Genomic DNA, 25,063 nt, shown 5'->3' with positions numbered 1-25,063 from the left:
TCGTCTAGGGGAAGGTGCGCAGCCGGGTGGCCGCGAGGAGGTAGGAGAAGAAGAGCAGGAGCACCGCCGGCAGGGCCAGGAGGGGGAAGACCTCGGTGTAGTTCACGTACACCCCGCCCTCCATCAGCTTGCTCTTCTCGAGGTCGTCGAGGATGGCCTGGAAGTTCTCCTCCAGGGACTTCTTGTCGGTGGCCCGGTAGTAGCTGCCGCCGGTGGCCGCCGCGATCTCCTTGAGCAGCTCGGGGTTCACCGGGATGCGGACGTTCTGGTAGGCGACCCGCCCCCAGGCGTCGCGGCCCGCGGGATAGGGCACCTCGCCCCCCTTGCCCACCATGATCGGGTAGACCCGGATGCCCAGCTCGGCGGCGATGGCCGCGGCCTGGGTCGGGGAGATGTTGCCCGCGTTCGAGTCACCGTCGGTGACCAGGATGATGACCTTGCTCTTGGCCTCGGAGCTCCGCAGCCGGTTCACCGCCGTCGCCAGGGCGTTGCCGATGGCGGTCCCGTCCTGGATGACGCCCATCCGCACCGCGTCGAGGACGTCGAGGAGCACGGGATAGTCGAGGGTGAGGGGCGCCTGGGTGAAGGCCTCACCGGCGAAGACCACCAGGCCGATCCGGTCGTTCACCCGCTTCTCGATGAAGTCGGCCATCACCCGCTTGGCGACCGCGAGGCGGTTCACCGGCTTGAAGTCGGCGGCCTTCATCGAGGTGGAGACGTCGAGGACCAGCACCACGTCGATGCCCTCGACGCTGACGTCCTCGTTCTTCGAGCTGCGCACCTGCGGCCGGGCCAGGGCCCCCACCACGAGCAGGAGGGCCAGGGCCTTGAAGAGGGCCGGCAGCCCGCGCAGCAGCGAGGCCAGGGTGGGACGGGTGTTCGCGTAGAGGGCCGCCGAGGGCAGGCGCAGCACCGGCCGGCTCTTGCGGCCGCGGGCGACCCAGAGCCAGACGAAGGGCAGGAGCGCCAGGAGCAGCAGCGCCCAGGGGCGGGCGAACTGGAAGGAGGAGATCCACATGGCGTCAGGCGGCCGCCCCCTTCCCGGCGCTCGCCCCACCGGTGTGGGCCACGAGGTTCGCCTCGGCGGCCCGGGCGGCCGCGGTGGTGGTGTGGATCACCTCGACCGCCTGGGAGAGCGCGTCGGAGCACTCGGCGTCGGTGGGCGGGTAGCGGGCGAACTTCGCCATGTCGGCCAGGGCCAGCCACTCCTCGAACTCGGCGCTCTTCAGGCCGGGGGTGGGCCGATCCCGCAGGGCCGCGCGCAGCTCCTCGGTGGTGCACTCCAGGGCGTCGAAGCCGAAGCGCTCGCCGAGGTAGGCCCGCAGGATCTCGGAGAGAGCGAAGAAGTAGAGCCGCTGCTTCCCGGCGGCGACCAGCCCCTCCTGCTGCAGGGCCTCGAGGGCCGCGAGGGCCCGCTGATCGAGGGGGAGCGGGGGCGCCACCGGCGCCGGCCGGGCGCGCCGCCGGGCGAGGTAGCCGGCGACGAGCCGCCAGAGCACGAGGGCCAGCAGCACCGTCCCGAGGGCGACGCCCCCCACCCAGAGGAGGGTGTGGTCGGCCATCCAGACCGCGACCGGGGGGGCCAGGGCCTTGGCCTCGGCGCCCTCCTCGGCGGTGGCGGTCTTCACCGTGAGCTTCGGGCCGGCCACCGCCAGCTCCGCCGGCCCCTCGGCGGTCTCCACCTGGAGCGAGATGGGCGGGATCGGGCCGCTCTCCAGGGTGTAGATGCCCAGGTCCAGCTCGAAGCGCTCGACCACCAGGCCGCCGGCATCCGGGGTAGCCGGCTCCACCTCGCGGCGGACGGCGTTCAGGACGTAGGGGTCGAGGGTGAGCTGGGTGGGCAGCTTCACCGAGACGTCCGGAGGGTGCCCCACCCGGATCTCGTAGCGGACGGTCTCGCCGACGAAGGGCGCGTCGTTCGAGACCTTCGTCTCGAAGAGGGGCGGCTCCCAGGCCCTGGGCGCGGCGTCGCTCATGCCGCGCGGCCCCTCGCTGCCCGGTGGCGGAAGAAGCGCACCAGCGGCACGACGTAGTCCTCGTCCGTGCGGATCCAGATCGGCTCGACGTCCATCCGGCTGAAGTCGGTCTTGAGCTTCTCGCGGCGGGCCGCGGTGGCCGCCGAGAGCTGCGAGCGCACCGCGGCGCTCGAGGTGTCGATGACGATGGGCGCGCCGGTCTCGGCGTCCTCGCCCCGGATGAGCCCGAGGGCGGGGAGCTGCTCCTCCCAGGGATCGAAGAGCACGACCGGCACCAGGTCGTGGCGCCGACCGGCGATCTGCATCGGCTTGTGGTGGGCGTCGTCGGCGATGAAGTCCGAGATCAGGAAGGTGACCGCCGAGCGCCGGATCAGGCGGGAGTAGTACTGCAGGGCGCCGGAGATGTCGGTGCCCCTCCCCTCCGGCTGGAAGCCGAGGATCTCGGAGATCACCCGCAGCACGTGCGAGCGCCCCTTCTTCGGGGGGATGAACTTCTCGATCCGGTCGGTGAAGAGGAGCAGGCCCACCCGGTCGTTGTTCCGCACCGCCGAGAAGGCCAGCAGCGCCGCGATCTCGGCGGCCACCTCGGCCTTGGCCTTCTCGGTCGAGCCGAAGTCGCCGCTGGCCGAGAGATCGACCAGGAGCATCACGGTGAGCTCACGCTCCTCGACGAAGACCTTCACGTGGGGCTCCCTCGCCCGGGCGGTGACGTTCCAGTCGATCGTCCGGATCTCGTCGCCGGGCTCGTACTGCCGCACCTCGGAGAAGGCCATGCCCCGGCCCTTGAAGACGGAGTGGTACTGGCCGGCCAGCGCCTGGTTCACCGCGCGCCGGGTCTGGATCTCGATCCGCCGGATCCTTCTTACGAGATCGCGTGGCAGCATCTCTGGTGCTCCTCAACCCTCGAGAAGGTCAGCATCTTCCCCCGTTTTCCGGTGCCTAGCCCTCACAGAGGGCGTAGGTCACGTCGCCGGCGGCGGAGGCCTGGGCGCAGAGCCCGGCCGCCGGATCGCAGAAGGTCGAGTCGCACTGCTCGCCGTAGGTGCAGGCGGCGCCGTCGGCCCGCCGCGGGGCGCAGACCGCGGGATCCGGCTCGGCGTCGCAGAGCTCCGAGACGCACTCCTGGTTGAAGATGCAGGTCTCCCCGTCGGCCTTCTTCGCCTCGCAGCTGCCACCCGCTCCGCAGATGCCGCTCTCGCACTCGCCGGGGTCGTAGCAGGGCTGGCCGTCGGCCTTGAGCGCGGCGCAGATCGGGCTGGCGCCGCTCTGGTCGCAGAAGGCGCCGACGGAGCAGACCCCGCCCGGGCAGGCCTCGCCGACCACCGGCGGCCCCTCGCAGACGCCCCGGGCGGTGACCACGTCGGTGTCGGTGGGCGGCTCCTCGGGGACGCAGGTGGCGTCCGGGTCGGCGCACTCGAGGTCGTAGTAGCAGGTCTCCCCGCGGGGGACCTTGCCGGTGATCAGCGCCTCGAGGCCGCACTCGGGCTCGTCCATGATCCCGAAGAGGTACTTGGCCGCGTCGCAGGCCTTGGCCGACTCCTCGACGAAGCCGAAGCAGCGGCGCGCCTCGCTGGCGTTCCAGCTCGCCCGCCCCTCCTGCTTCGAGTCGGTCAGCGGCGCGAAGATGGCGCAATAGATCTCCTCGTATTGCTCCTCGCACTGGGCCTTGGTGCCGTGGGGCCCCACGGTCGGCGACCAGTTGTCGAGGCCGGAGACGGTGTCGCGCTCGACGGCGTTGCAGCAGTCGTAGAGGAAGCGGCACTGCTGCTTCGCCATGGTCTTGCAGGTCTCGGCCGGCCCGTAGTCGCCCTTGCAGGAGACGAGGGTGAGCGCCGACACCGCGGCGAGCAGAGCCAGGGGGGCGCGCATCAGGGCACCTCGACCGCGTCGAAGATCTTCCGGATGATCGTCTCGGAGGTCTCCTCGTCGGCCTCGGCCTCGTAGGTGAGGATGACCCGGTGGCGCAGCACGTCGAGGCCGATGGCCTTGATGTCCTCGGGGGTGACGAAGCCCCGCTGGCGCAGGAAGGCGTGGGAGCGCGCGGCCAGGTTCAGGGCGATGGTCGCCCGGGGGGAGGCCCCGTACTCGATGTAGCGGGAGAGATCCTTGAGGCCGAAGCGGGCCGGCTCGCGGGTCGCCTGGACCAGGTCGACGATGTAGTCGAGGAGCTTCTGGTCGACGTAGATCTCCCGCACCAGCTCCCGGGCCCGGAGGATGTCGTCCGGCCCGCAGACCTTGGCCAGGTCCGGCCTCTCCTCCACGGTCTGGCGGGCCATGATCTGCAGCTCCTCGGCGCGGGTGGGGTAGCCCACCTTCACCTTGAGGAGGAAGCGATCGACCTGCGCCTCGGGCAGGGGGTAGGTGCCCTCCTGCTCGACCGGGTTCTGGGTCGCCATGACCAGGAAGGGGTGCGGCAGGGGGTAGGTGGTGTCCCCGATGGTGACCTGCCGCTCCTGCATGGCCTCGAGCAGGGCGCTCTGGACCTTGGCCGGCGCCCGGTTCACCTCGTCCGCCAGGATGATGTTGGCGAAGACGGGCCCCTTCTTCACCGCGAACTCCCCGGTGTTCTGCCGGTAGATGAGCGTCCCGATGAGGTCGGCGGGGAGCAGGTCCGGCGTGAACTGGATCCGCTTGAAGGAGGCCTGGAGGGCCCGGGCCAGGGTGCTGACCGTCAGGGTCTTGGCCAGGCCGGGGACGCCCTCGAGCAGGACGTGGCCGTCCGAGAAGAGCCCGATGAGGACCCGCTCGACCATGTGCCGCTGACCGACGATGACCTTGCCGATCTCCGAGAAGAGGAGCTCGACGAAGGCCGCCTCGGCCCTCACCTTGTCGTTGATCGCCTTGACGTCCTGACGAAGACTCGCTTCCGCTTGCGCTTCCATCTTGCACCTGTCAATACGCGCCCCGGCAGGGTGGCGCAACTCTCCTCGCCCCCACTCCATTCCCGTGCGGAAGCAGGCCCCGATGACCACCGAGACCATGCCCCAGCCCCGCAAGAAGGTCCTCACCCTCGTCCTCGGCCTGGGCTTCTTCTGGTGGTTCCTCGATCAGCTCACCAAGTACCTGGCCGTCTCCCGCCTGACCCGGCTGATGCCCGAGGAGGCCGGCCTCTTCGAGCGGCTGAAGCTCTACCTGGGCACCAGCGACATCCAGTACCTGGCGAAGGCGCCGGTGACGGTCCTGGACCCGGTCTGGGAGCACCTCTACGTGCAGAACCCGGCCGGGGCCTTCTCCTTCCTGCTGGGCATGCCGCCGATGGTCCGGCGCTCGATCTTCCTCCTGGCCGGGGTGCTGGCGACGGCAGGCATCGTCTACCTGGCCCTGCGCAACCCCACGGCCTCCCGCTGGCGGGTGCTGGTCCCCCTGGGCGTCCTCCTGGGCGGGGCCCTCGGCAACTTCACCGACCGGGCCTTTCATGGGTACGTGATCGACTTCATCCACTGGCACTACGGGACCTACTCCTGGCCCCCCTTCAACATCGCCGACGCCTGCATCGTGATCGGGGTCGCCGTGCTGCTGATCTTCGGCGGGGACATCCTCGGCGCGGGGGACAAGGAGAAGGCCGGCAAGAAGGGCAAGGGAGGCAAGGCCCGGGCATGAGCACGCTGGATCGCGAGAGCCTGGACCGCCTCCGGGCCGAGTGGCGGGGCCTGCAGGAGGAGCACCGCCGGATGCGGACCCGCTTCGCCACCGTGAGCGCCGCCCAGAACCGGGCCGAGGCCCTGGTCGCGGTGAACGACCTCCACCACAGCGTCTCCGAGCACTTCAGCCGGGAGGAGCGCTCCGGGGGGGTCTTCGCGATCATCGGCCCGAAGACCGAGGAGGCGGCCAGCCTGCTGCGCGAGCACGGCCACCTGCGCCGCAAGGTGATCGAAGCCCGCGCGATGATGGAGTCCTACGAAGAGACGACCATCGAGGCGCTCCAGGCGGCCTGCGACGCGCTCTGCGACGCGATGCGCGAGCACGAGGATCGCGAGGCCGCGCTCATCGAGTCCTACCTCTCCGAGGACTGACCCCTCGGGGGTCTACCGGCGGGATGGGGAGCGTGCTACCCACCCTGGTGGGCCCGTAGTTCAGCGGTCAGAACATCCGGCTCATAACCGGTTTGGTCCCGGGTTCGAATCCTGGCGGGCCCACTCACATCACGGAGTACCGTGGGTCTCTCGCGCATCACTGCGAGAGACGGATTCGGTCCCGTATCGAGGGCGGCTTTGCCGCCTCTTCCATACGGCGGGCTCGAATGCTGGCGGGCCCACTTATTTGAGATCGAGGGCGACCCGGGCGTCGGAGCGCATCGTGGGGTCGCCGGTCGGGCGGTAGTGGACCCGCTGCCAGACGATCGTCACCGGCTCGCCCCGGTGGGCCTCAGCTTCGTCGAGCAGCTCCCGGAGGCGGTGGCCGGCGGCGGGGTCGACGAAGAAGCTGTGCCGCTTGCCGCCCGCGGTCTCGATCTCGAAGACCTCGTCGTCGTAGTCGTCCGAGTGGCTCACCAGCTTCCCGGCAGTGGAGGCGCGCGGACCGAAGGGGTCGCCAACCCCCGACCAGGGCTCCTCGCCCTCCGCGAAGGCGACCACCGCGGCCTCCGGGAGCGCCGGCGGCTCCGCCACGATCTGGATCTCCCCGGTCGGCTGCTCGCCCTTGCCCTGCTCGAAGCCCTTCGTCAGATGGGCGCCGTGGACGGCCAGATCGCAGACCACCGCTCCCTCGAAGCCGTGCTCGCCGACCAGGCTCAGGGCGGCGATCCGGGGCTCGTGGGGGCTGCGGAGCACCCCGACGAAGTCGCAGCACTTCCGGTGGTACACGGTGGCGATGTCCTTGAAACCCCGCGCCCGCGAGTGGAGGCGGAAGGTCGCCCGGACGGGCGGCACGGGATGGTCCTCCAGGGCCGCGGCCTCCGCTTCGTCGAGGGGGCGGACCATCACGGTCAGCCCGTAGCGATCCTCCTCCTGCTCGAAGGAGTTCGGGAGCAGTTCCTCCCCCGGCGAGGGCACGATGCCGTGCTTCTCCAGGGCCTCCCGGATGGCCTCACCCCGGGCCTCGACGAAGTCGGCCAGCGCCGGCGTCTTCCCCTCCCCCCCCTCCAGGGAGACCTGGGCCAGGCGCCGGTCCTCGACCAGGTCCACGATCAACAGCCGCCAGAGCAGCATCGCGTCCTCGTCGGTGCGGATGAAGTAGGCGAAGGCACCCCTCTTCGAGAAGCCGATGGGGTGGATGGCGAGCTTCGAGGTGTCGCAGACCGTCATGGGCCCGAGGTCCAGGCCGGGGGCCACCAGGGTCTCCAGGGGCAGTGGCGAGGTGGTGGGCTCCGCCACCACCGGATCCGGCGTCGGCTGCTCTGGTGTCGTCGGCGCGGGGATCGGCGCCTCGACCCGTGGCGGCGGAGTCGGGTCTGCCGGCGCCGGCTCGTCGCAGCCGGAGAGGAGCAGCAGAGCGATCAGCGGGCAGGCCAGCGTGCGCATCGCGCGACGCTACCACGGCCCACCCGCGGGGCGATCGCTCAGCGCTGGGCGACGATGTAGGTCACCCAGGCCAGGCAGTTCTCGCCCAGGCGGCTGGGCTTGAAGACGCCGTTGCCACTCTCGCCGTCCTTGTCGGTGCCCTCCCAGTAGGTCTCCACCCGCGTGAAGCCGGCGTCGGCGAGCACCTCGAGGGTCTCGGTGAGGTTCCAGAGGCGCCAGTCGTAGCGGAAGGCGTTGCGGATCTCGGTGCCGTCGGGGAAGCGGAAGTGGATCTTCGTCTCGTACTCGCTGGTCACGGGGTGGAAGGCGTCCTGATCCCAGACGTAGGTCCAGTCCCCGTGATCGATCTCCTCCTCCATCTCTTCCTGGGCCTCACGGCCGCCCTGGATGTCCATCACGAAGACGCCGTCCTCGGGCAGATCGTCGTGGACCTTGCGGAAGTAGCCGAGCAGCTCGTCGCGAGTCTTGAAGACGAACCAGGAGAAGTTCTGGGCGCAGCGCACGTCGGGCTTCCGCTCGCTGGGCTCCCGCACGTCCGCGAGGTGGACGAGGTAGCGCCCGGCGGCGGCGCCGAGCCGGGCGAAGTTGTGGTCCAGGCCCCAGGCGACGGGATCGGGATCGAGATCGAAGCCCTCGGCGGTGAAGCCCTCGCCCTGGCCGACCCAGGTGGCCGAGAGCAGGCCGGTGCCGCAGAAGTCCTCGCGGAAGTGCTCGGGCTCGCGGCCGTCGTTGAGCTTCTTGTAGAGCCGCCGCAGGAACTTGATGTCGGTCACGGGGCTCTGCACGCTGCGCTGGTAGAGCTCGTGGTGGTCGGCGGTCTTGGCGGAGAACTCCACCTTCTTCGCCGACTTCCCCTTCTTGCCCCTCGCGGCCTCGGCCTTCTTGGCCCGGCGCTTCTCGAGCTTCGCGCGGCGCGCCCGGACCTTCGCCAGGGCGTCCAGCACGGCGGCCTCGTCGCCGAGGCGGACGGGAGGACGGTCGAGGGGCTTGGTCTTCTGCTCTTCCATGTCGAGGGTCTCCTTGCGCGGGCGGGGTTGCTAGCACGCGTTCCGGCCGATGACGAGGTTCTCTGAAATGCACGGGTCGTCGGCGCGTAGTCGAGAGGGAATGCCCCTGGAGGTCCCCCATGCCCCTCGTCATCCTCTGGTGTCTCCTGCTCGTCGTCTCCTGGCCCCTGGCCCTGCTCTGCCTGGTGGCCTGGCCCCTCTACTGGGCCTTCTTCGCCCCCGACGTGAGCCACGTCGCCCCGCGCCACCCGCGCTACCTGATGCCGCGCACCTGAAGCCGGGCCGGGATCGGCACCCTTGCCTCGAATCTCCCGGGTCCACTAAGTACCCCCGGAGTCTCACTGGGGTGTCGTCTAACGGCAGGACATCAGCCTTTGGAGCTGACTATTCAGGTTCGAATCCTGGCACCCCAACATGGAGGGCGTCCCGGGTCTCCGGGGCGCCCTCTTCTGGTGCTAGCGAGGTCGAACCTGCTCGAGCTCGGCCTTCACCCGGCGGAGGAAGTCGAAGCCGACCTCGTGCTTCACGATGAAGCCATCGGCCCGGCTGCGGCGGGCCAGCTCACGCAGCTCCTCCAGCCCCTTGCTGGAGTAGAGCACCACCCGCATCCCCTCGTGCTTGCCGATGATCTCGACCACCTTGTCGCCCTCGAGGCCCGGCATCTCCACGTCCACCAGGACCAACTGCGGACGGTGCTGGCGGATCAAGGTCCCGACCGTGATCGGGTTGTCGGAGACGAAGACCTCCATCCCGGCCTTGCCCAGGGTGTACTGCACCGCCGCCAGCAGACTCTTGCTGTCGTCGATCACCAGGATGCGCGGACGCGCTTCGGCTACGGGCCGGGTCATTGCCATTCTTGGATGCCGCATCGGGGTGGGAACACACCGCTGGCTCCCACAGCGATGGGCAAGCCGCCAGGCTCGCCTGACGACAGGAGGACCCTATCAAAGGGCGGCACGGATCCGGAAACCGCCGGCCCGTTTTTCCCCTGCTGGCCTCGGCGCGATCTCCTGGCGTAGGGTCGAAGCACCGTGCGCTACCTCCTCTGGCCGACCCTCCCGATCCTCCTGCTCCTCGCGGCCCCCGGCTGCGGCGAGAAGGGGGGCGAAGCGGACGAGCGCCCCCTCTCGGTGCTCACCTTCAACGTCATGTGCTCCTTCTGCCCCTCCCCGGGGCTGGACGACTGGCAGACCCGCCTGCCCCACCTCCACGAGGCCATCGACCGCTTCGACGCCGATCTGATCGGCCTGCAGGAGCTCTTCACCGAGGAGGACGTCGACCTCTTCCTCGACGCCCTGCCCGGTCACGACGCCTTCTACTACGTCGATCCGGACCCCGGCTCGGCGCCGCTGGCCGCCTCCCCGGACGCCACCGTCTTCTGGCGGCGGGACCGCTTCCGGCGGGTCGATGCCGGCGTGTACTGGCTCTCCCCCACCCCCGACGAGGCCTGGAGCGGAGGCTTCGCCGACAACCAGATCTGGCGCCTCCTGACCTGGGTCGAGCTCGAGCAGCTCACCGACGGCCGCCACCTCCTCTTCGCCACGACCCACTTCGACAACAACTCCCCCAGCCAGGAGCGGAGCGCGCCGGTGGTCGTCGAGCGCACCGGCGGCCGCCTGGCCGAGCTGCCGGTGATCCTCACCGGCGACTTCAACTCCCAGCCCGCGGACGAGGCCTTCCAGATCCTCGACGGCACCTTCGATGAGACCCACGCGCTCGCCGCCGAGCGGACGCAGCTCACCACCGAGGATCCGCCTCCCCCCTGGGACCCCGCCAACCGGATCGATCACCTCTTCGTCGATCCCGCCCGCCACGAGGTCCTCGAGCACATCGTCGATCTCTCCCGCTACGCCGATCCGCCCCGCTTCCCCTCCGACCACTGGCCGGTGGGCGCCCGGCTGACCTGGCCGGCCGGTTGATCTCCGCGCCACCGGGCGCATCGTCCCGGGCGAAGGAGAGACGACCATGTACATCGCGATGAACCGCTTCACCGTCGCCGAGGGGCGCGAAGAGGACTTCGAGCGCGTCTGGCGCGAGCGCGACAGCCACCTCGCGGGGGTGCCGGGCTTCGAGGCCTTCAACCTCCTGCGCGGCGCGACCGCCGAGGGCAAGACCCTCTTCGCCTCCCACTCGGTGTGGACCTCGCACGAGGCCTTCGTCGCGTGGACCGAGTCCGAGGCCTTCCGCAAGGCCCACTCCGGCGCCCGCACCCCCGAGGGCATCCTCCTCGGCCCCCCTCGCTTCGAGGGCTTCGAGCAGGTCCTCTGAACCCGGCCCTAGCGTCGCTTCTTGCGCTTGTCGGGCAGCGGGATGTCGAGATCGTCGATCCGCTTGCGTAGGGTGTTGCGGTTCATGCCCAGGCGGCGCGCGGCCTCGAGCTGGTTGCCGCCGGCGCGATCGATCACGAGGGTCAGCAGGGTCCGCTCGAAGAGCGCCATCACGGTGGCGTGGAGCTTCGGCGGCGGCTGGTCGCCCATCCGGTCGAGGTAGGAGGCCAGGCGCCGGCGCACCAGCACCTCGAGGGGCATGGCGTCCACCGAGACGACCGGCCCGGCCTCGAGGGCCTCGGCCTCCACCTCCGCGCCCTCCTCCGCGGGCCTCGGGACGCTCGCCCCGCCGAGATCGGCGAGCTCGAGGGCCGGGCCGCGCCCCTCGATCAGGGCGCGCTTGATGACGTTCTCCAGCTCGCGGACGTTGCCCGGCCAGGGGTGGACGCGCAGCGCCTCCATCGCCGCCGGGTCGATCTGCACGGCGTGGCCGCGCAGCTCGGGCCCCCAGCGCCCGGCGAAGGTGCCGGCCAGGAGATCGAGATCGTCCCCCCGCTCCCGCAGGGGCGGCAGCCGCAGCCGCGCCACGTCCAGGCGGTAGAAGAGATCCTCGCGGAAGCGCCCCTCGCGCACCATCCGGCGCAGGTCGCGGTGGGTGGCCGCCACGATCCGCGCGTCCACCGCCAGCGGGGCGCCGCCCCCGACCCGCTCGATCTGCCGCTCTTGCAGGACCCGCAGCAGCTTGGCCTGCAGGGGGGTCGGCAGCTCGCCCACCTCGTCGAGGAAGATCGTCCCCCCGCCGGCGAGCTCGAACTTGCCCTTGCGCCGGGCGGTCGCGCCGGTGAAGGAGCCCCGCTCGTGTCCGAAGAGCTCGCTCTCCATCAGGTCGAGGGGGATGGCGGCGCAGTTGACGGTGACGAAGGGTCCCTCGGCGCGGCTGGAGTGATCGTGGATCGCCCGGGCCACCAGCTCCTTGCCGGTGCCGGACTCGCCCTCGACCAGCACCGTCTCGTCGGTGGGCGCGATGCGGCCGATGGCCTTGAAGACCTCGACCATCGCCGGGCTCGCCCCCAGCAGCCGCCCGATGCGCCCGCCGCCCGCCTGCGGGCTCGAGCTCTCCTCGCGCGCGGCGCCGGCGAGCTCGCCGGCCAGGGCCACCACCGCGTCGAGATCGAAGGGCTTCACCACGAAGTCCCGGGCGCCGCCCTTCATCGCCTCGACGGTGACCTCCATCGAGCTCCTGGCAGTCATCACGACCACCTCCGGCCTCGGCGGCGGCGCGGCCTGGATCTCCCGCAGCAGCTCCAGCCCGTTACCATCGGGGAGCCACGCGTCGAGGAGGACGACCTCCGGGGTCTCCAGCAGCGCCTCGCGGGCCGCGTCCAGGCTCTCGGCGCAGCGCACCTCCAGCCCGGCCGCCCGCAGGCCCCGCTCCAGCACCAGGCGGATCGAGGGCTCGTCGTCCACGACCAGCACCCGGGCCGCGCTCTTCTGTCCCGTCTCCGTCACGGCCCTAGCTCTCGTCCGGCAGGAGGGCGCGGTGGAGGACGCCCTCGAGCTCGGCGACCCGCTCGGAGTCCTCGGTCAGCACGAAGGCCAGGCGCTGGGGAGAGGCGACGATCAGCTCGGGCCGGACCCCCTCGGCCTCGAGGAGGCCGAGGACCCGGGCGCAGAGAGCCGGCGCCCGGTCGAAGGCCGAGCCCACCACCGAGAGGGCCACCCGGTCGTCGTGCACCACGAGGCGTCCGGCGGCCCGCGCCGCCTCCACCGCCGCCGGCAAGGCGCCGTGGAGATCGTCGGGCGAGAGGACGAGGGAGCAGGCGCCTCCTTCGTGAGCGACCAGATCCGGCATGGTGCCGCCGGTCTCGGCGACCCCGTCGATCAGCCCGGCGAGCCCGACCCCGGCCTCGCCCTCGAGGTGGAGCACCTTGCGAGAGGTGACGGCGACCACCCGGGGATCCTCGCTCCGGGCGCCGACCCGCACCAGGGTGCCCTCGCCCTTCGCCGTGGGATCGCTGGCGGTGGCCCTCACCCAGAGCGCGATGCCGGCCGAGCGGGCGTAGTCCACGGCCGCGCGGTGGAGGACCTTCCCACCCCCGGCGGCCAGCGCGAGCATCTCCTCCTGGCCGATGCTCTCGATCCGGCGCGCCTCGGGCACCCGCCGCGGGTCCGCCGAGTAGACGCCGTCGACGTCGGTGCAGATCTCGCAGTACTCGGCACCGAGGGCCGCGGCGAGGGCCACGGCGGTGGTGTCCGAGCCACCCCGGCCGAGGGTGGTGATCTCCTTCTTGTACGAGACGCCCTGGAAGCCGGCGACGATCACCACCCGGCCGCGCTCCAGCTCGTCCTGGATCCGGTAGGGGCGCACCTCGAGGATGCGGGCGCCGGCGTGGGCGTCGTTGGTGATGATCCCCGACTGCGAGCCGGTGAAGGAGATGGCGTCCACGCTCCGGGCCTGCAGGGCCATGGAGAGCACGGCCATGCTGATCCGCTCTCCGGCGGTGAGGAGCATGTCCAGCTCTCGCCGCGGGGGCGCGTCGCTCACCTGGTGGGCCAGCTCGAGGAGGCCGTCGGTGGTGTCGCCCATGGCGGAGACCACCACCACCACCCGCTTGCCGGACGCGGCGGTGGCCGCGACCCGGGCGGCGACCTTCTTCATCCGCTCGGGATCGGCGACCGACGAGCCGCCGTACTTCTGGACGACGATGGGGAGCTGTTCGGGGGTGCTCACTTCTTGCCGAGCAGCCGGTCGAGGAGGCTGCCCTTCTCCTGCGCGGTCTGGAGGTTCCGGAGGCCGGAGGCCGCGAGCTCCGACTCGGGGTTCACCGAGAGGGCCTTGCGATAGAGCTTGCGGGCCAGCTCCGGCTCCTTGCGGATCTCGGCCACCCGGCCGATGTAGACCCAGGGCAGATCGAGGGCGGGGTCGAGGGCGACGGCCTTGCGCAGCATCTTCACCGCCTCCTCCTGGAGGTCGGCCTTGCCGCCGCCGCGCAGGCGATCGACCAGGAGGATGCCCAGGCCCAGCCAGAGGGCGGCCTCCTCGGGCACCTTCTTCAGGGCCTCGCGCAGGATGGCCTCCGCCTCCTCGGTCTCGCCCCGCTCCCGGGCCCGGCGCGCCTTCTGCTGGGCGACGCCGGCGGTGATCAGCCCCTCGTTGCCCTCGAGGGTGCGGGCGCCTCCCGAGGCGCGCTGCTCGAGGTAGCTGCGGCGGCTCTCGGGATCGGTGAGCACCGTGAGGGCCTCGGTGCCCCGATCGAGGAGCACTCCCGCCGCCACCCGGGCCTTCTCCGGCCAGTCCTCGGGGATGTGCTCGAGCCTCCACTTCCGCAGGAAGCCACCGTAGGCGATCTTCACGTCGGAGACGGTGGCCTTCACCGGGATCTCGAGGAGCTGGAAGTAGTCGAGGCGGGGCAGGCGCAGGTAGAGGGCCATCACCCGATCGGGCAGGCTCGGCGCGGGCCGCGGCGCCTCCTTCGGCGGGCGCCGGGGGGCCTCCGCCTTCGCGCCGGCGGGCGGCGAGGCCGGCTGCGCCGGCGTCGAGCCCGTCGGCTGGCGGGAGCGCTTCTTGTAGCGCTCGAGGAGCTGCCGCCGGAGGGCGGCCCGCCGCGGATCGTGGGCCTCCTCGACCTCGAGCTGGATCTTGCGGCCCGCCTCCTCGGCGGGCTCCGCCTCCGGCTCCGCCTCCGGCTCCGGCTCCGGCTCGGGCTCGGGCTCGGGCTCCGGTTCCGGCTCGGGCAGGGGCTCCTCCTCGGGCTCGGGGACGACGACCTCGAGGAGGCGCAGGCACCAGAGAGCGAAGAGGAAGCGCAGGAGCTTCAGGTAGGAGTACTCGCCGCCCTCGATGAGCCGCTCGACGGTGGCCGGCTCGCTCACCGCCTGGAGCAGGCGCAGCTCCCGGGGACCGAGGTGGAGCCGCTCGGCGGTGTCCGCCGCGTCCTTGGTCGCCCGCACCAGGGTGTCCTCGGTGAGGGAGAGCTCGTCCATGATCCGGTCGACCGAGAAGCAGACCCCGACCCCCTCGACCACCAGCTCCGAGACCGGCAGGCGCACCTGGAAGTGCAGCTCGGGCAGGGGGCCCGCGTCGAAGACGTGCTCGTATTCGGTGACCCGGAAGAGGTTGAAGACCCGCAGCTTGATCTGCTCGGTGAGCGCGTCGACGACCTGCTGCGGGGTGAGGATGCCGGTGGAGACGAGGCAGTCGCCCAGCTGCATCCCCTGCGCCGCGGCCTTCATCAGGGCCTCGTCGAGCTGCTCCTCCGTGACCCAGCCCTGATCGATCAGGACCCGGCCGAGGGCCTCCTTCATGGTGCGCGAGCGCGCCTGGATGACCTTCCCCTTCTTGAGGAAGATCTCACGCTCGACCGACCCAGCAGTGACCTTCAGACAACCCGTGGCCTTGCTAGCTGCGAGGTCTCCGATGATCCGGGGGAAGGGCTCGCGGGGGGGCACCCGTAGAGACTCCCGGATCGCCTCCCGCGGGTCAATCACCCCACGCGCCGCTTGACACGATCTGGGGCGAGGATAGGTTCGCACCGCGTGATCGGGGCCTCTCAGCTGACGAAGCGGTACCGGGATCACCTGGCGGTGGACGACCTCTCCTTCGAGGCGGAGCCCGGGGAGATCCTGGGCCTCCTCGGCCCCAACGGGGCCGGCAAGACGACCACCCTGCGGATGCTCACCGGCGCCCTCTCCCCGACCTCGGGCACGGTCCGCATCGGAGGGCACGATCTCTTCGAGGAGCCCCTCCTGGCCCGCGCCCGGGTGGGCTACCTCCCCGAGACCCCGCCGGTCCACCCCGACCTGCGGGTGGAGGAGACCCTGCGGCACGCCGCCGCCCTCCGGGGGCTGGCGGGCGGCGAGGCCCGCGCGGCCCTCGAGGCCAGCCTCGAGCGGACCGCCCTGCGCGAGGTGCGCCGGGATCTGGTGGCCACCCTCTCCCGGGGCTTCCGCCAGCGCCTGGGCCTGGCGATCGCGCTGCTCGGCGCGCCGCCGGTGCTCGTCCTCGACGAGCCCACCCTGGGCCTCGACCCCCTCCAGGTGGTCGAGCTGCGCGAGCTGATCCAGAGCCTGGCCGGAGACCACACGATCCTCCTCTCCAGCCACATCCTCACCGAGGTGGAGAAGGTCTGCGACCGGGTGCTGGTCCTGAAGGCCGGCAAGGTCGTGGCCTTCGACCGCCTCGAGGTGCTCTCGAAGGCCTGGGAGGGCGAGGGCGGGCGCCCCGACCTCGAGGCCCTCTTCCGGGAGCTGACCGCCGCATGAGCCTCCTGCGTCAGACGGTGGCGATCTATCGCCGGGAGCTCCTCCTCCTCTTCGGCACGCCCCTGGCCTGGCTGCTCCTGGCCCTGCTCACCTTCGTCTGCGGCTGGCTCTTCGTCGGGAGGGTCGAGCTCTTCATCGCGCTCTCCACCCAGTACCGGGCGGCCGGCGCCGCCGAGGCCCTCGAGGCCCTCAACCTCACCGAGGTCGTGCTGGTGCCGATGGTGGGCACCCGCGGCACCCTCCTGCTCTTCGCCGCCCCCCTGATGACCATGCGGCTGATCGCGGACGAGCGCAGCCGGGGCACCTTCGAGCTGCTCCTGACCTCGCCGGTGCGGCCGGCGGCCATCGTGCTGGGCAAGTATCTCGCCGTGCTCACCCTGGTGCTCTGCTTCCTCGCCCTCTCCCTGGTCGAGCCCCTCCTCCTCGCCGCCATCGGCACCGGGCAGGCCGGGGCGGTCGCCTGGCCCACGATCCTCTCGGGGCTGCTGGGCGTCTGCCTCACCGGCGCCGCCCTCACGGCCGTGGGGCTCTTCTTCTCCGCCCTCTCCCGCTCCCAGGCCGTCGCGGCGCTGACCACCCTGGTCTTCTCCCTCCTCCTCTTCCTCGCGGCCCAGGCCGCGCCCTTGATGGAGGGCAGCTCCCGCGAGCTCCTGATGGTGCTCTCGGCCGGACACCACCTGCGGCTGCTGGCCCAGGGCCTCCTGGACGTGGCGAGCCTGGCCTACTTCGGCGCCTGGATCGTCCTGGGCCTCTTCCTCTCGCACCGCGCCATCGAGTGGCACCGGTGGGCCGGCTGATGAAGGGCGACTCCCTCCCCCGCCTCGCCGGAGGCCTCGGCGCCGCGCTCCTGGGCATGGCCCTGCTCTCGGGCATCGCCCTGGGCGGCCGCTGGCCCCTCCTGCTCGGGCTGCAGGCCGCGCTGGGCGCCGCCGGGATCGCCTACCTGGTCTGGGCCTCGGGCCGGAGCCTCGGGCACCTGGCCCGGGGCCGGGGCACGACCTTCGCCCTGACCACCACGATCTCCACCCTCGCGGTCGTCTTCCTCTGCGTCGCGACCGTGCGGGCGGCGGCCCGGGCCGACCTGCGCCACGATCTGACCCGGGAGCAGGTCTTCACCCTGGCCCCCGACTCCATCGCCACCGCGCGGGGGCTCTCGGCGCCGGTGACCCTGCTGGCCTTCCTCGCCCCCGGCGGCAACCCCGCGGCCCGCCTCGAGACCCTGGTGCAGCGCTACCGCGAGCACACCGACCGGCTCACCCTGCGCCTCCTCGATCCCGCGCAGCACCCGGACCTCGTCGCCCGCTACGGCGTGAACCTCGCCGGCCCCCGGATGGTCCTCGAGCAGGGCGAGCGGACGGTGCGGCTCGAGGTCGTCGGCGAGGCCGCCCTGACCACCGCCCTGCGGCGCCTCACCACCGAGCGCAGCACGCTGCTCTACTTCGTCACCGGCCACGGTGAGGCGGCGCTGGACGACGCCGCCAGCCCCCGGGGCCTCGCGGCCCTGAAGGGGGCCCTGGAGAGTGAGGGCTACCTCCCCCGGGAGCTGGAGCTCTCCCGGGAGGTTGGTGTCCCCGCGGACGCCGCCGCCGTGATCGTCGCCGGCCCGCGCCGCCCCCTCCTGCCCGCCGAGGCCGACACCCTCGAGCGCTACCTCGATCGGGGCGGCCGCCTGCTGGTCCTCCTGGATCCCGCCATCGACGCCGGCCTCTCCAGCCTCCTGGAGCGGCGCGGGATCGCCGCGGGCGACGACCTGGTCGTCGATCCCCAGGGCGTCGGGCAGCGGCTGGGCACCGGCCCGAGCGTCGTGGTCGCCTCCCGCTACGCCAAGCACGCCATCACCGAGCGCTTCGATCTGGCGGTCATCCTGCCGACCGCCCGCTCCCTCCTTCCCCTCGGGGTGCCCGGCCTGCCCCGCCCCACCCCGCTGGCCCTCTCGGCGGACTCCGCCTGGGCCGAGGGCCTGCCGGCCGGAGAGCCCCTGCAGCGGGACGAGGACGAGCGGGGCGGTCCCCTGCCCCTGCTGGTGGTCGCCGGGGGCGAGCCCGGCGAGGACGGCGAGCCCGACACCGAGGCGTTCCGCCTGGCGGTGGTCGGCGACAGCGAGTGGGTCGGCGGGCAGTGGCTCGAGCAGCTCGGCAACCGGGATCTCGCCCTGAACACCCTGGCCTGGCTCACCGAGCGAGGCGAGCGGATCACCATCCGGCCCCGGCGCCGGGCCTCCTCCTCCCTCTTCCTCACGGTGGCTCAGGGTCGCTTCCTGCGCCTGGCCACCGTCGACGGCCTGCCCCTGCTCCTGCTCTGTCTGGGGATCGCGGTGGCCTGGCGGAGACGACGTCCATGAAGCGGCAGCTGCGCGCCTGGATCCTGACCGGCGCCCTCGTCCTGGGGGCCCTCTTCTTCTGGCTGCGGCAGGACGCGCGGCCACCGGAGGCCGCGGGCCCGCCCCTCCTCTCCTCCCCCGAGGTGGTCCGCGCCTTTCGCCTGCTGCCCCCCGGCGCCCCGGCCCTGGTCCTCGAGCGGGAGGGCGCGGCCTTCCGCCTGACCGCCCCGGTGGAGACCGCCGCGGACGGGGAACGGGTGCGCACCCTCCTCGAGCAGCTCTGCGCCCTCGGCCCCGGTGAGGCGGTCGAGCGCGGAGAGAAGCCCCTCTCGGTCTTCGGCCTCGATCCGGCGGCCTTCGAGCTCGAGCTGACGACCGACGCCGGCCCCCTGCGGCTGGCCCTCGGCGGCGAGAGCCCCTTCGACGGCCGCAGCTACCTCCTGGTCGACGGGGAGGGGCTCCTGCTGGTGAGCTCCGCCCTGCGCCACCGCCTCGACCCGCGCCTGCTGCACTGGCGGGAGAAGCGGGTCGTGACCACCCCGCCGGAGCAGCTCGATCTCCTCCACTGGAAGGAAGGCGAGGTGGAGATCGCCCTCGAGAAGCTCGAGGCCGGCTGGACCGTCGTGGACCCCGCGGGCGGCACGTCGGCGCCCGCCGGGGATCTGCCCCGCCGGGCCCTGATCCGGGACCTCGGGGAGCTGCGGGCGGTGGCCTTCGAGGTGGAGGGGCCCGCGCTGCCCGCCGCGGACGCCGAGCCCGAGGCCGTCCTCTCCCTCGGCCTCCGGGGCGAGGGCGGCGGACGCTCCCAGCGCCGCACCCTGGAGCTCTTCGCCCTGGCCGCGGACGGCGAGCCGGGGGTGCTCCTCCGGGGCAGCGAGCTCTCCCCCTGGGTCCGGCTGCGGCCGGGGGCCCTCGCCGACCTCCGGGAGCGCTTCGGCGCCCTCCGGCCGGCCCCCGAGCCCGCCGCGCCGGGGCCCTCCGATTGACACCCTGGCATCCGTGGCATAGACATTCGGGTTCCATCCTCGTCGCCCTGAGCAGGGCGGACCGCCCCGAGAGGTCGATTTCATGGCACGCGTCACCATCGAAGACTGCCTTCCCAACGTCCCCAGCCGCTTCGCGCTCACCATCCTGGCCGCCAAGCGCACCCGCCAGCTGATGGCCGGGGCCCGGGAGCTGGTCGATGCGAAGAACAAGCCGCCGGTCCTCTCCCTGCGGGAGATCGCCGCGGCGAAGGTGAGCTTCGAGAAGAACCCCGAGGCCTCCGGCCGCACCGGGATCCTCTAGGCTCAGCCCGCGCCGAGCGCCTCGATCGCCTCGAACGCCACCGCCGCGGTGAGCGGCAGCCGGTGCGAGACGACCCCCGAGATCATCGTCCTCGTCGGATTCACCTCGACGGTGGGCCGGCCAGCCCGCGCCGCCTGCATCACCGGCCCGGCGATGTAGGGGAAGACGGCGCTGGTCCCGACCGAGAGGATCAGATCGAAGCCCCGGGCCAGCTCGGTCTGGAGGGCATCGACCGCGTCGAGGGGGAGCATCTCCTCGAAGAGGACGACATCGGGCCGGAGGACCGCGCCGCAGGCCTCGCAGTGGGGGAAGGGGGAGAGGTGGGCGTAATCCTCCACCCGCTCCCGCCAGTCGCAGGCGGTGCAGCGCAGCGCGCGCAGATCGCCGTGGATGGCGATCACCCGGCTCGAGCCCGCGGCGTGGTGGAGGCCGTCGACGTTCTGGGTGAGGATCACGACCTCGTGGGTCGCCTCGAGGCGGGCCAGGTACTCGTGGCCGAAGGCGGGCCGCGCGCCGCGGCAGGCCTGCTCGATCTCGTGGATGTAGCGCCAGGTCAGCTCGGGATCGCGGCGGAAGGTCGGCCCGGAGAGGGCGACCTCGATGGGGATCCCGTGATCGGTGTTCTTCGAGTCGTAGATGCCGCCCACCCCCCGGTAGGTCGGCAGGCCCGCGTCGGCGGAGAGGCCGGCGCCGGTGATGAAGAGCAGGCGGCGGCTCTCGTCGAGGAGGCGGCGCACCTCGGCGACGCGCAGGGCGGTCTCGGTGTCGAGGCTCATCGGGGCAAGGTGGCAGCCCGGGGTGCCCGCGCGCAAGCCACCCGCAGCCAGGCTCGCCGGGCCCATGGCCCGTGGGGGGAACCCCCCCGGCAGCCCTCGGGGCCTCCCTCCTCCCGAGAGCTGTGCGGATCGAAAAGAAGCTGCTACAAGGGGTGTCCTGTCTCCACCGGATGCAAGGGGAGACACGGCCCGGCATGTTGCAGGGTCTGAAGTCGGTCGGCCGACCCGGAAGTTGCCGGGGCTCCGTCCTGACTTCGAGGTGCAGGAAATCCGGCACCAGGAAAGATGACTCGATGAAGAAAGTGTATGTGGGCAACCTGCCCTTCTCGGCGACCGAAGACCAAGTCCGTGACCTCTTCTCCGCGCACTGCACGGTGCAGTCGGTCGCGCTGATCACCGATCGGGAGACCGGTCGGCCTCGCGGCTTCGGCTTCGTGGAGATGGACGACGACGGCCTCGAGGAGGCCATCGCGGCCCTCGACGGCCACGAGATGGACGGCCGGGACCTCCGCGTGAACGAGGCTCAGAACAAGCCCCGTCCCGGCCGGCTCTAGTCGTTTCGGTCCCACCGGGATCCCCGCGAGCCCCGCCCTCCTCACTGGAAGGCGGGGCTCTCTCGTTCTGGCTTCCGGCGGTCCCCTCAGTCCTCCGAGGGCAGAGGCGCGCCCGGCTCGGTGATGGGCTCGGGGGTCTCTTCCTCGGCCGCGTCCGCGGGATCTCCCGGGCGCTTGGCCGCCGCCGTCAGCTTCTGGCGCCGCTCTCGCTTGTCGGCGGCCTTCTGCATCTTCTTCAGCTCACGTTGACGCTTGGCGAAGGTGTGTTTGTTCTTGGCCACGAGCAGCTCCAGTTGGGTGGGTTCTACGGGGTGAGAGGCGAGAGCATCGCGCGCGACCGGGAGAGCCTCCCGTGCGAAGTCCCGCAACGTCTTCGGACCTCGTGGGTGCCTCGACCCGTCGTCGAGGCCACCGTTCGACGCAGGTGGTCAGACATCGGCCCCTTCGTCAACCGGCGGAGACGCTGGCTCTCCCCGCCTGGGGGTCAACGCCCACCGAACTCGCGCACCTGCTTCAGGAGGAAGCGCCCGTCGGCGTAGAGCTTGAGCTCGAGATCGAGCGCGGTGGGCTTCTCGTCGTCGTAGATCACGTTCGGGCAGCCCTCGGAGGCCGGATAGTAGGCGGGATCCGCCAGGCAATAGGCGACCTCCACCCGCTTCACGATCTCCAGCAGGACCAGCATCTCGTTCTTGCTCATCACGGTCCGGCGCAGCTCGGGGCCTCCGGGGTCGGGCCGGGCGAAGCGGACCACCGAGAAGGTGGCCTCCTCGTAGGGCAGCAGGCCGACGGCGATCGACTCGGCGTGGGTCCCCGGTTCGGGGTTCGTCACCAGGCTGTTCCCCCGCTGGCTGGAGAGGGTGTAGCCGAAGACGCCGCTCGCGTTGATCGGCCGGGTGATGACCACCACGTTCGCCACGATGTCGCCCAGCTGCCGGTAGCGAGGGACGATGGCGAGCCCCATCCCCGCGGTGGCATGATCCACCCGGGCGTAGCTGCGCTCCTCGACCGCCCGCCTGTTCCAGAGGCTGGCGTAGACGCCCTTGATCACGCACTCCAGGGTGCGCGGCCGGATGCTCACCTCGCGGGTGCGCGGGTCGACGACCCGCCGGCAGGGACCGGGCGTGGCCGAGAGGCTCGCCCGGAAGCTGTCGTAGAGGCCGGCCCCGTCGAAGCCCGGGAGATCCTCGGCGTTGGCCGAGGAGCGGACCTTCAGGTCGCGGGTCCCCTCCGGGAAGACGGAGATCGCCATGTCCCGGATCTCCTGCACCACGCCGGGAGGGAAGCGCCCCCCCATGAAGAGCGCCTGGAGCTTCGCGATGGCCTCTCGCCGCTCGCGAGGGGAGCTGGTGCCGGCCTTCTCCCGGGCGATGAAGGTGGCGAGCGCCGAGGCGAGGTCGGGGTTCGCGGCCACGAAGTCGTGGTAGGTCACCACCGGCACCCCGACGCCGCGGGGGGTCGGCTCGTAGCCGAGCATCTCCGCGAGCCCGAAGAGCCCGATCTCGCCCACCACCGACCCGTGCCGGAGGAAGCCGAGCTTAGCGGCCTTGCCGCCCCACTTGCCCGTCGCCTTCAGGCAGGCCGACGCCTCTTCGCCGCACATCGAGTCGAAGGAGGCCAGGCCCGCCTCGCGATCGAGCTGCAGGGGCTGCCAGGGGAGCGAGCTGCGCTCAGCGCGCCGGGCCCGGACCTCCGCCAGGGTGGAGGGCTCCAGGGTGTAGCCCCCGGCCTCCACCCGGAGGTGGACCGGCCGGTCCGCGAGCGAGGCGAGGCGCGGGTGCCGGGGGCCGGCGGAGCGCAGGACCATGTTCGGGGTCCCCCGCTCCTTGGCCTTGAGGTTGATGTGCGAGCCGTTGTCCTGCACCGCGCGGGTGATCGTCGCCGCGACGACCGAGAGGTCGAGGGGCAGCTCGTCGAAGACCGGGATGTCCTCGGCGGTGAGGTCCTCGAGGTCCTCCGGGAAGACCCGCAGGATTCCCCAGGCCTCTCCCGGGTTCATCGGCAGGTACTCGACCGCGCCGAGGACCTGGTCGAGGGCCAGCACCTTCACTCCCTTCGCCTCGAGCTGCGCCCCCACGGTCTCGGTCGTCTGGTGCAGGCCGGTCGACACGAAGACGACACGCGCGTCCGGCAGGGAGAGGTGCTCGGCGGTCTGGAGCACCGCCCGGCCGAGCTCGGCCTCCGAGATCGGATCCTGGGGAGTGAACTGGATGGCGTAGGTGGGCGTGTCCTCACCGACGAGCCGGTACTCCTGCACCGTGCCCGCGACGAAGGTCTTCTCTTCCGCGCGGTAGGTGACGTCGTCGAAGTCGAGGCGGGGCATCGAGATGCCCAGCACCTCCACCGCGAAGAAGTAGTGCAGGGTGGGCGCCCTCCGGTTGAGGACCGCGCCCTCGAAGCGCCCGTTGATGAAGTGCACGGTGCGCGCCTCCGGATCCCGGGCGTCGATGAGGAACTTCACCGATCGGCCGAGCACCACCCCGGAGGGCCCCTCGGTCGCCATGGCCTCGAAGTCTCGGGTGGAGGTGATCCGGGGGACGTCGAGGCCGAGGGAGGGCCGCTCCTCCGGTGGCGCCGCGCCGGTCCTCGCCTCCGCGATCGGCGCGGGCTCCCGGCGCGCGGCCGAGGGCTCCCCTCGCTCGAGCCACACCGCGGCGAGGACCAGGGCGACCGCGGCCAGCGAGGTCAGGGCCCCGAGCCCGAAGGCGACGCTCTTCCTCACGCGCGCGAGCGGCGCAGGTGGGCGCGCTTCTGGGCACCCCCGAGGCGGTAGAGGCGGCGCACCTCCCGCAGCAGGCCCTCGGGGCTGCCCTCGGCGAGGAAGCGGGCCTCGAGGAGGCGGCAGTAGCCCCGGGCCAGATCGTTGGCGGTGCGGTAGCGATCCGACTCTCCCTCGCTCAGGGACTCGCGGAAGCGCACCCGCTCGAAGAGCCGCTCGCGCAGGGCCGCCGAGGCCCCCTTCTGGCCTCGACGCCAGAGGTGGAGGAGCGAGGCCACGAACTTGTCGATCTCGGCCTGGATCTCCAGCTCCAGCAGGCTCACCTCCTCGTCGCGCAGGGCCCGCCAGGCCAGGTAGACGAAGTGGCTGACCCCCTCCAGCACCGTCGTGAAGTCCGGCAGGCCCTCGGTGATCATCGAGGGCAGCGGATCGTCGGGATCGTGGAGCGCGAGCCGCGCGAGGAGGGCGGGCTCCAGGTAGAGCCCCAGGGAGAGCTCCTCCCCCTCCTGGGAGATGAGCAGCGCCTCGCTGGCCCCTCCCCCGCCGCCGGGCCGCGGGCCCGCCGGCAGGAGGAAGTCGCTCACCCGCAGGGGAAGCTGCAGGCCGTAGATGGCCTCCAGCTCCCGCTGCATCCGCTCGAGGGCGACGATCACGCGAGGCCCGACTCGCCGGCCCCCGCCGGGAGGATGCCCGCCGCGGCCAGGCGCCGGGCCAGGCGCTCGCTGCCGGTCGCCCGCCAGCGCTCGTAGAGCCGCACCAGGTCGTCGGGGGCGGTGGTGCGGGCCCGCTCGCTGACCTCCATCAGGCAGTCGACCACCCGGGCGAAGGTGCGGGCCAGCTCGGCGAAGATCTCCCGCAGGGCGGCGGTGGCCCGGTGGGCCCCGGCCAGGTCGGCGGCCCCGTCGTAGGCCCGCTCGCCCATGGCGATGTAGTAGTCGACATCGACCAGGCGCCGGGCCAGCCGGTCGGAGAAGAAGCCGCTCACCACCAGAGAGGTGTCGCCGAGCTTCTTGAGGCTGCTCACCCGCATCCTCCCCTCCGCCTCCAGCGCGCGCTGAAGGAGGAAGGCCAGGGGCACCTCGTCGTGGCGGCCGTTCGACTGCAGCTCGTAGAGGTGCTCGGTCCGGACGAAGTCCCCCAGGAGGTTGACCAGGTAGAACTCCGTATCGGGGGTGAGCGTCAGCCGCTGGTGCTTCAGGACGGTGCTCATCTCGTCCCGGAAGAAGGCCCGGACATCTGCTGCTGCCAGGATCTCGTGGGTAGGCACGCTCTACCTCCTTGTTTGGCCTATCCGGCCCCGTCCCCACGGGGCCCAGGTCGATCCTAGCGGGAAGAAGTCAATGATTCCAAATAGTTGGACTCCTACACCCACCTACATCGGGGAGATTGTTCCGTCCGGGGCCCCGGAACCCCCTTTCACCCGGGCGGGCGGCCTCCGG

General features: G+C 71.8%; 27 protein-coding genes and 2 tRNA genes. 13 read left to right on the top strand and 16 right to left on the bottom strand.

Annotation, left to right across the window (positions count from 1 at the left end; genetic code table 11):
* Positions 1-4 precede the first annotated feature (4 nt).
* From P1V51_16835 to P1V51_16815, 5 genes are read right to left on the bottom strand one after another with little or no spacing between them, the layout of a single operon-like run.
* A complete protein-coding gene (locus tag P1V51_16835; protein ID MDF1564709.1) occupies positions 5-1,018 on the bottom strand; it encodes a VWA domain-containing protein in 1,014 nt (337 codons plus the stop codon).
* A gap of 4 nt (positions 1,019-1,022) precedes the next feature.
* On the bottom strand, positions 1,023-1,976 hold the full coding sequence (locus tag P1V51_16830) for a hypothetical protein (protein ID MDF1564708.1): 954 nt from the start codon (positions 1,974-1,976) through the stop codon (positions 1,023-1,025).
* On the bottom strand, positions 1,973-2,860 hold the full coding sequence (locus tag P1V51_16825; GenBank protein MDF1564707.1) for a DUF58 domain-containing protein: 888 nt from the start codon (positions 2,858-2,860) through the stop codon (positions 1,973-1,975). The genes P1V51_16830 and P1V51_16825 overlap by 4 nt, the downstream gene beginning before the upstream one ends.
* A 55-nt stretch (positions 2,861-2,915) precedes the next feature.
* On the bottom strand, positions 2,916-3,845 hold the full coding sequence (locus tag P1V51_16820) for a hypothetical protein (GenBank protein ID MDF1564706.1): 930 nt from the start codon (positions 3,843-3,845) through the stop codon (positions 2,916-2,918).
* Positions 3,845-4,858: a MoxR family ATPase gene (locus P1V51_16815; GenBank protein ID MDF1564705.1), complete on the bottom strand. Its 1,014-nt coding sequence runs from the start codon at positions 4,856-4,858 to the stop codon at positions 3,845-3,847. Before P1V51_16815 ends, P1V51_16820 begins: the two co-directional genes overlap by 1 nt.
* 82 nt (positions 4,859-4,940) lie before the next feature.
* On the opposite strand from P1V51_16815, the gene lspA reads away from it, so the two are divergent.
* The 3 genes from lspA to P1V51_16800 all read left to right on the top strand — a co-directional run bounded on the left by lspA (position 4,941) and on the right by P1V51_16800 (position 6,112).
* Positions 4,941-5,576: a signal peptidase II gene (lspA, locus tag P1V51_16810; protein ID MDF1564704.1), complete on the top strand. Its 636-nt coding sequence runs from the start codon at positions 4,941-4,943 to the stop codon at positions 5,574-5,576.
* Positions 5,573-5,989: a hemerythrin domain-containing protein gene (locus tag P1V51_16805; protein ID MDF1564703.1), complete on the top strand. Its 417-nt coding sequence runs from the start codon at positions 5,573-5,575 to the stop codon at positions 5,987-5,989. The genes lspA and P1V51_16805 overlap by 4 nt, the downstream gene beginning before the upstream one ends.
* A 49-nt stretch (positions 5,990-6,038) precedes the next feature.
* Positions 6,039-6,112: transfer RNA gene (locus P1V51_16800), tRNA-Ile, on the top strand.
* 120 nt (positions 6,113-6,232) lie between these two features.
* Here P1V51_16800 and P1V51_16795 read toward each other — a convergent pair.
* Both P1V51_16795 and P1V51_16790 read right to left on the bottom strand, forming a co-directional pair.
* Entirely contained in the window at positions 6,233-7,435 is a 1,203-nt protein-coding gene (locus tag P1V51_16795) for a hypothetical protein (GenBank protein MDF1564702.1), read from the bottom strand.
* Between the two features lie 38 nt (positions 7,436-7,473).
* The gene (locus tag P1V51_16790; protein ID MDF1564701.1) at positions 7,474-8,442 is read right to left on the bottom strand and encodes a class I SAM-dependent methyltransferase; all 969 of its coding nucleotides are present in this window, start codon (positions 8,440-8,442) and stop codon (positions 7,474-7,476) included.
* A 119-nt stretch (positions 8,443-8,561) separates the two neighbouring features.
* On the opposite strand from P1V51_16790, the gene P1V51_16785 reads away from it, so the two are divergent.
* Positions 8,562-8,717, top strand: coding sequence for a hypothetical protein (locus P1V51_16785; GenBank protein ID MDF1564700.1), 156 nt, complete (start codon positions 8,562-8,564; stop codon positions 8,715-8,717).
* A 67-nt stretch (positions 8,718-8,784) separates the two neighbouring features.
* Positions 8,785-8,855, top strand: a tRNA-Gln gene (locus P1V51_16780).
* A 42-nt stretch (positions 8,856-8,897) separates the two neighbouring features.
* Here P1V51_16780 and P1V51_16775 read toward each other — a convergent pair.
* Positions 8,898-9,290 carry a response regulator gene (locus P1V51_16775; protein MDF1564699.1) on the bottom strand — a complete coding sequence of 131 codons (393 nt, stop codon included), beginning with the start codon at positions 9,288-9,290 and terminating at the stop codon, positions 8,898-8,900.
* Between the two features lie 183 nt (positions 9,291-9,473).
* Between P1V51_16775 and P1V51_16770 the strand changes: the two genes are divergently transcribed.
* Positions 9,474-10,361, top strand: coding sequence for an endonuclease/exonuclease/phosphatase family protein (locus tag P1V51_16770; GenBank protein ID MDF1564698.1), 888 nt, complete (start codon positions 9,474-9,476; stop codon positions 10,359-10,361).
* Between the two features lie 46 nt (positions 10,362-10,407).
* Positions 10,408-10,710 (top strand): antibiotic biosynthesis monooxygenase, encoded by a 303-nt coding sequence (locus P1V51_16765; GenBank protein MDF1564697.1) that lies wholly within the window; start codon positions 10,408-10,410, stop codon positions 10,708-10,710.
* Between the two features lie 8 nt (positions 10,711-10,718).
* Here P1V51_16765 and P1V51_16760 read toward each other — a convergent pair whose 3' ends face one another.
* From P1V51_16760 to P1V51_16750, 3 genes are read right to left on the bottom strand one after another with little or no spacing between them, the layout of a single operon-like run.
* Positions 10,719-12,218: a sigma-54 dependent transcriptional regulator gene (locus P1V51_16760; protein MDF1564696.1), complete on the bottom strand. Its 1,500-nt coding sequence runs from the start codon at positions 12,216-12,218 to the stop codon at positions 10,719-10,721.
* Between the two features lie 4 nt (positions 12,219-12,222).
* Positions 12,223-13,440: an aspartate kinase gene (locus P1V51_16755; GenBank protein ID MDF1564695.1), complete on the bottom strand. Its 1,218-nt coding sequence runs from the start codon at positions 13,438-13,440 to the stop codon at positions 12,223-12,225.
* A complete protein-coding gene (locus tag P1V51_16750; protein MDF1564694.1) occupies positions 13,437-15,158 on the bottom strand; it encodes a tetratricopeptide repeat protein in 1,722 nt (573 codons plus the stop codon). The genes P1V51_16755 and P1V51_16750 overlap by 4 nt, the downstream gene beginning before the upstream one ends.
* 87 nt (positions 15,159-15,245) lie before the next feature.
* Here P1V51_16750 and P1V51_16745 point away from each other — a divergent pair, with 87 nt between their 5' ends.
* The 5 genes from P1V51_16745 (at position 15,246) to rpoZ (ending at position 19,578) form a co-directional block, all read left to right on the top strand.
* Complete coding sequence (locus P1V51_16745) at positions 15,246-15,971, top strand: ABC transporter ATP-binding protein (GenBank protein ID MDF1564693.1); 726 nt, start codon at positions 15,246-15,248, stop codon at positions 15,969-15,971.
* Positions 15,968-16,768 (top strand): ABC transporter permease subunit, encoded by an 801-nt coding sequence (locus P1V51_16740; protein ID MDF1564692.1) that lies wholly within the window; start codon positions 15,968-15,970, stop codon positions 16,766-16,768. Before P1V51_16745 ends, P1V51_16740 begins: the two co-directional genes overlap by 4 nt.
* Positions 16,768-18,312 carry a GldG family protein gene (locus P1V51_16735; GenBank protein MDF1564691.1) on the top strand — a complete coding sequence of 515 codons (1,545 nt, stop codon included), beginning with the start codon at positions 16,768-16,770 and terminating at the stop codon, positions 18,310-18,312. Before P1V51_16740 ends, P1V51_16735 begins: the two co-directional genes overlap by 1 nt.
* The gene (locus P1V51_16730) at positions 18,309-19,277 is read left to right on the top strand and encodes a DUF4340 domain-containing protein (GenBank protein ID MDF1564690.1); all 969 of its coding nucleotides are present in this window, start codon (positions 18,309-18,311) and stop codon (positions 19,275-19,277) included. Before P1V51_16735 ends, P1V51_16730 begins: the two co-directional genes overlap by 4 nt.
* Before the next feature lie 82 nt (positions 19,278-19,359).
* Entirely contained in the window at positions 19,360-19,578 is a 219-nt protein-coding gene (gene rpoZ / locus P1V51_16725; GenBank protein ID MDF1564689.1) for a DNA-directed RNA polymerase subunit omega, read from the top strand.
* Positions 19,579-19,580: 2 nt separating this feature from the next.
* On the opposite strand, the gene P1V51_16720 is transcribed toward rpoZ, so the two are convergent.
* Complete coding sequence (locus P1V51_16720; protein ID MDF1564688.1) at positions 19,581-20,354, bottom strand: NAD-dependent protein deacylase; 774 nt, start codon at positions 20,352-20,354, stop codon at positions 19,581-19,583.
* A gap of 293 nt (positions 20,355-20,647) precedes the next feature.
* Between P1V51_16720 and P1V51_16715 the strand changes: the two genes are divergently transcribed.
* On the top strand, positions 20,648-20,908 hold the full coding sequence (locus P1V51_16715) for an RNA-binding protein (GenBank protein MDF1564687.1): 261 nt from the start codon (positions 20,648-20,650) through the stop codon (positions 20,906-20,908).
* An 86-nt stretch (positions 20,909-20,994) separates the two neighbouring features.
* Here the strand turns inward: P1V51_16715 and P1V51_16710 are convergent, their stop codons facing one another.
* From P1V51_16710 to P1V51_16695, 4 genes are all read right to left on the bottom strand, one after another.
* Positions 20,995-21,189 (bottom strand): hypothetical protein, encoded by a 195-nt coding sequence (locus P1V51_16710; protein ID MDF1564686.1) that lies wholly within the window; start codon positions 21,187-21,189, stop codon positions 20,995-20,997.
* A 203-nt stretch (positions 21,190-21,392) separates the two neighbouring features.
* Positions 21,393-23,627, bottom strand: a complete 2,235-nt coding sequence (locus P1V51_16705; GenBank protein ID MDF1564685.1) for a PEP/pyruvate-binding domain-containing protein — start codon at positions 23,625-23,627, stop codon at positions 21,393-21,395.
* On the bottom strand, positions 23,624-24,277 hold the full coding sequence (locus P1V51_16700; GenBank protein ID MDF1564684.1) for a hypothetical protein: 654 nt from the start codon (positions 24,275-24,277) through the stop codon (positions 23,624-23,626). The genes P1V51_16705 and P1V51_16700 overlap by 4 nt, the downstream gene beginning before the upstream one ends.
* The gene (locus P1V51_16695; protein ID MDF1564683.1) at positions 24,274-24,891 is read right to left on the bottom strand and encodes a hypothetical protein; all 618 of its coding nucleotides are present in this window, start codon (positions 24,889-24,891) and stop codon (positions 24,274-24,276) included. Before P1V51_16695 ends, P1V51_16700 begins: the two co-directional genes overlap by 4 nt.
* Positions 24,892-25,063: the final 172 nt, after the last annotated feature.

Source organism: Deltaproteobacteria bacterium (genome assembly GCA_029210625.1).
Taxonomy (GTDB): domain Bacteria; phylum Myxococcota; class Myxococcia; order SLRQ01; family SLRQ01; genus JARGFU01.
This window is presented reverse-complemented; position numbering and strand designations above follow the sequence as displayed.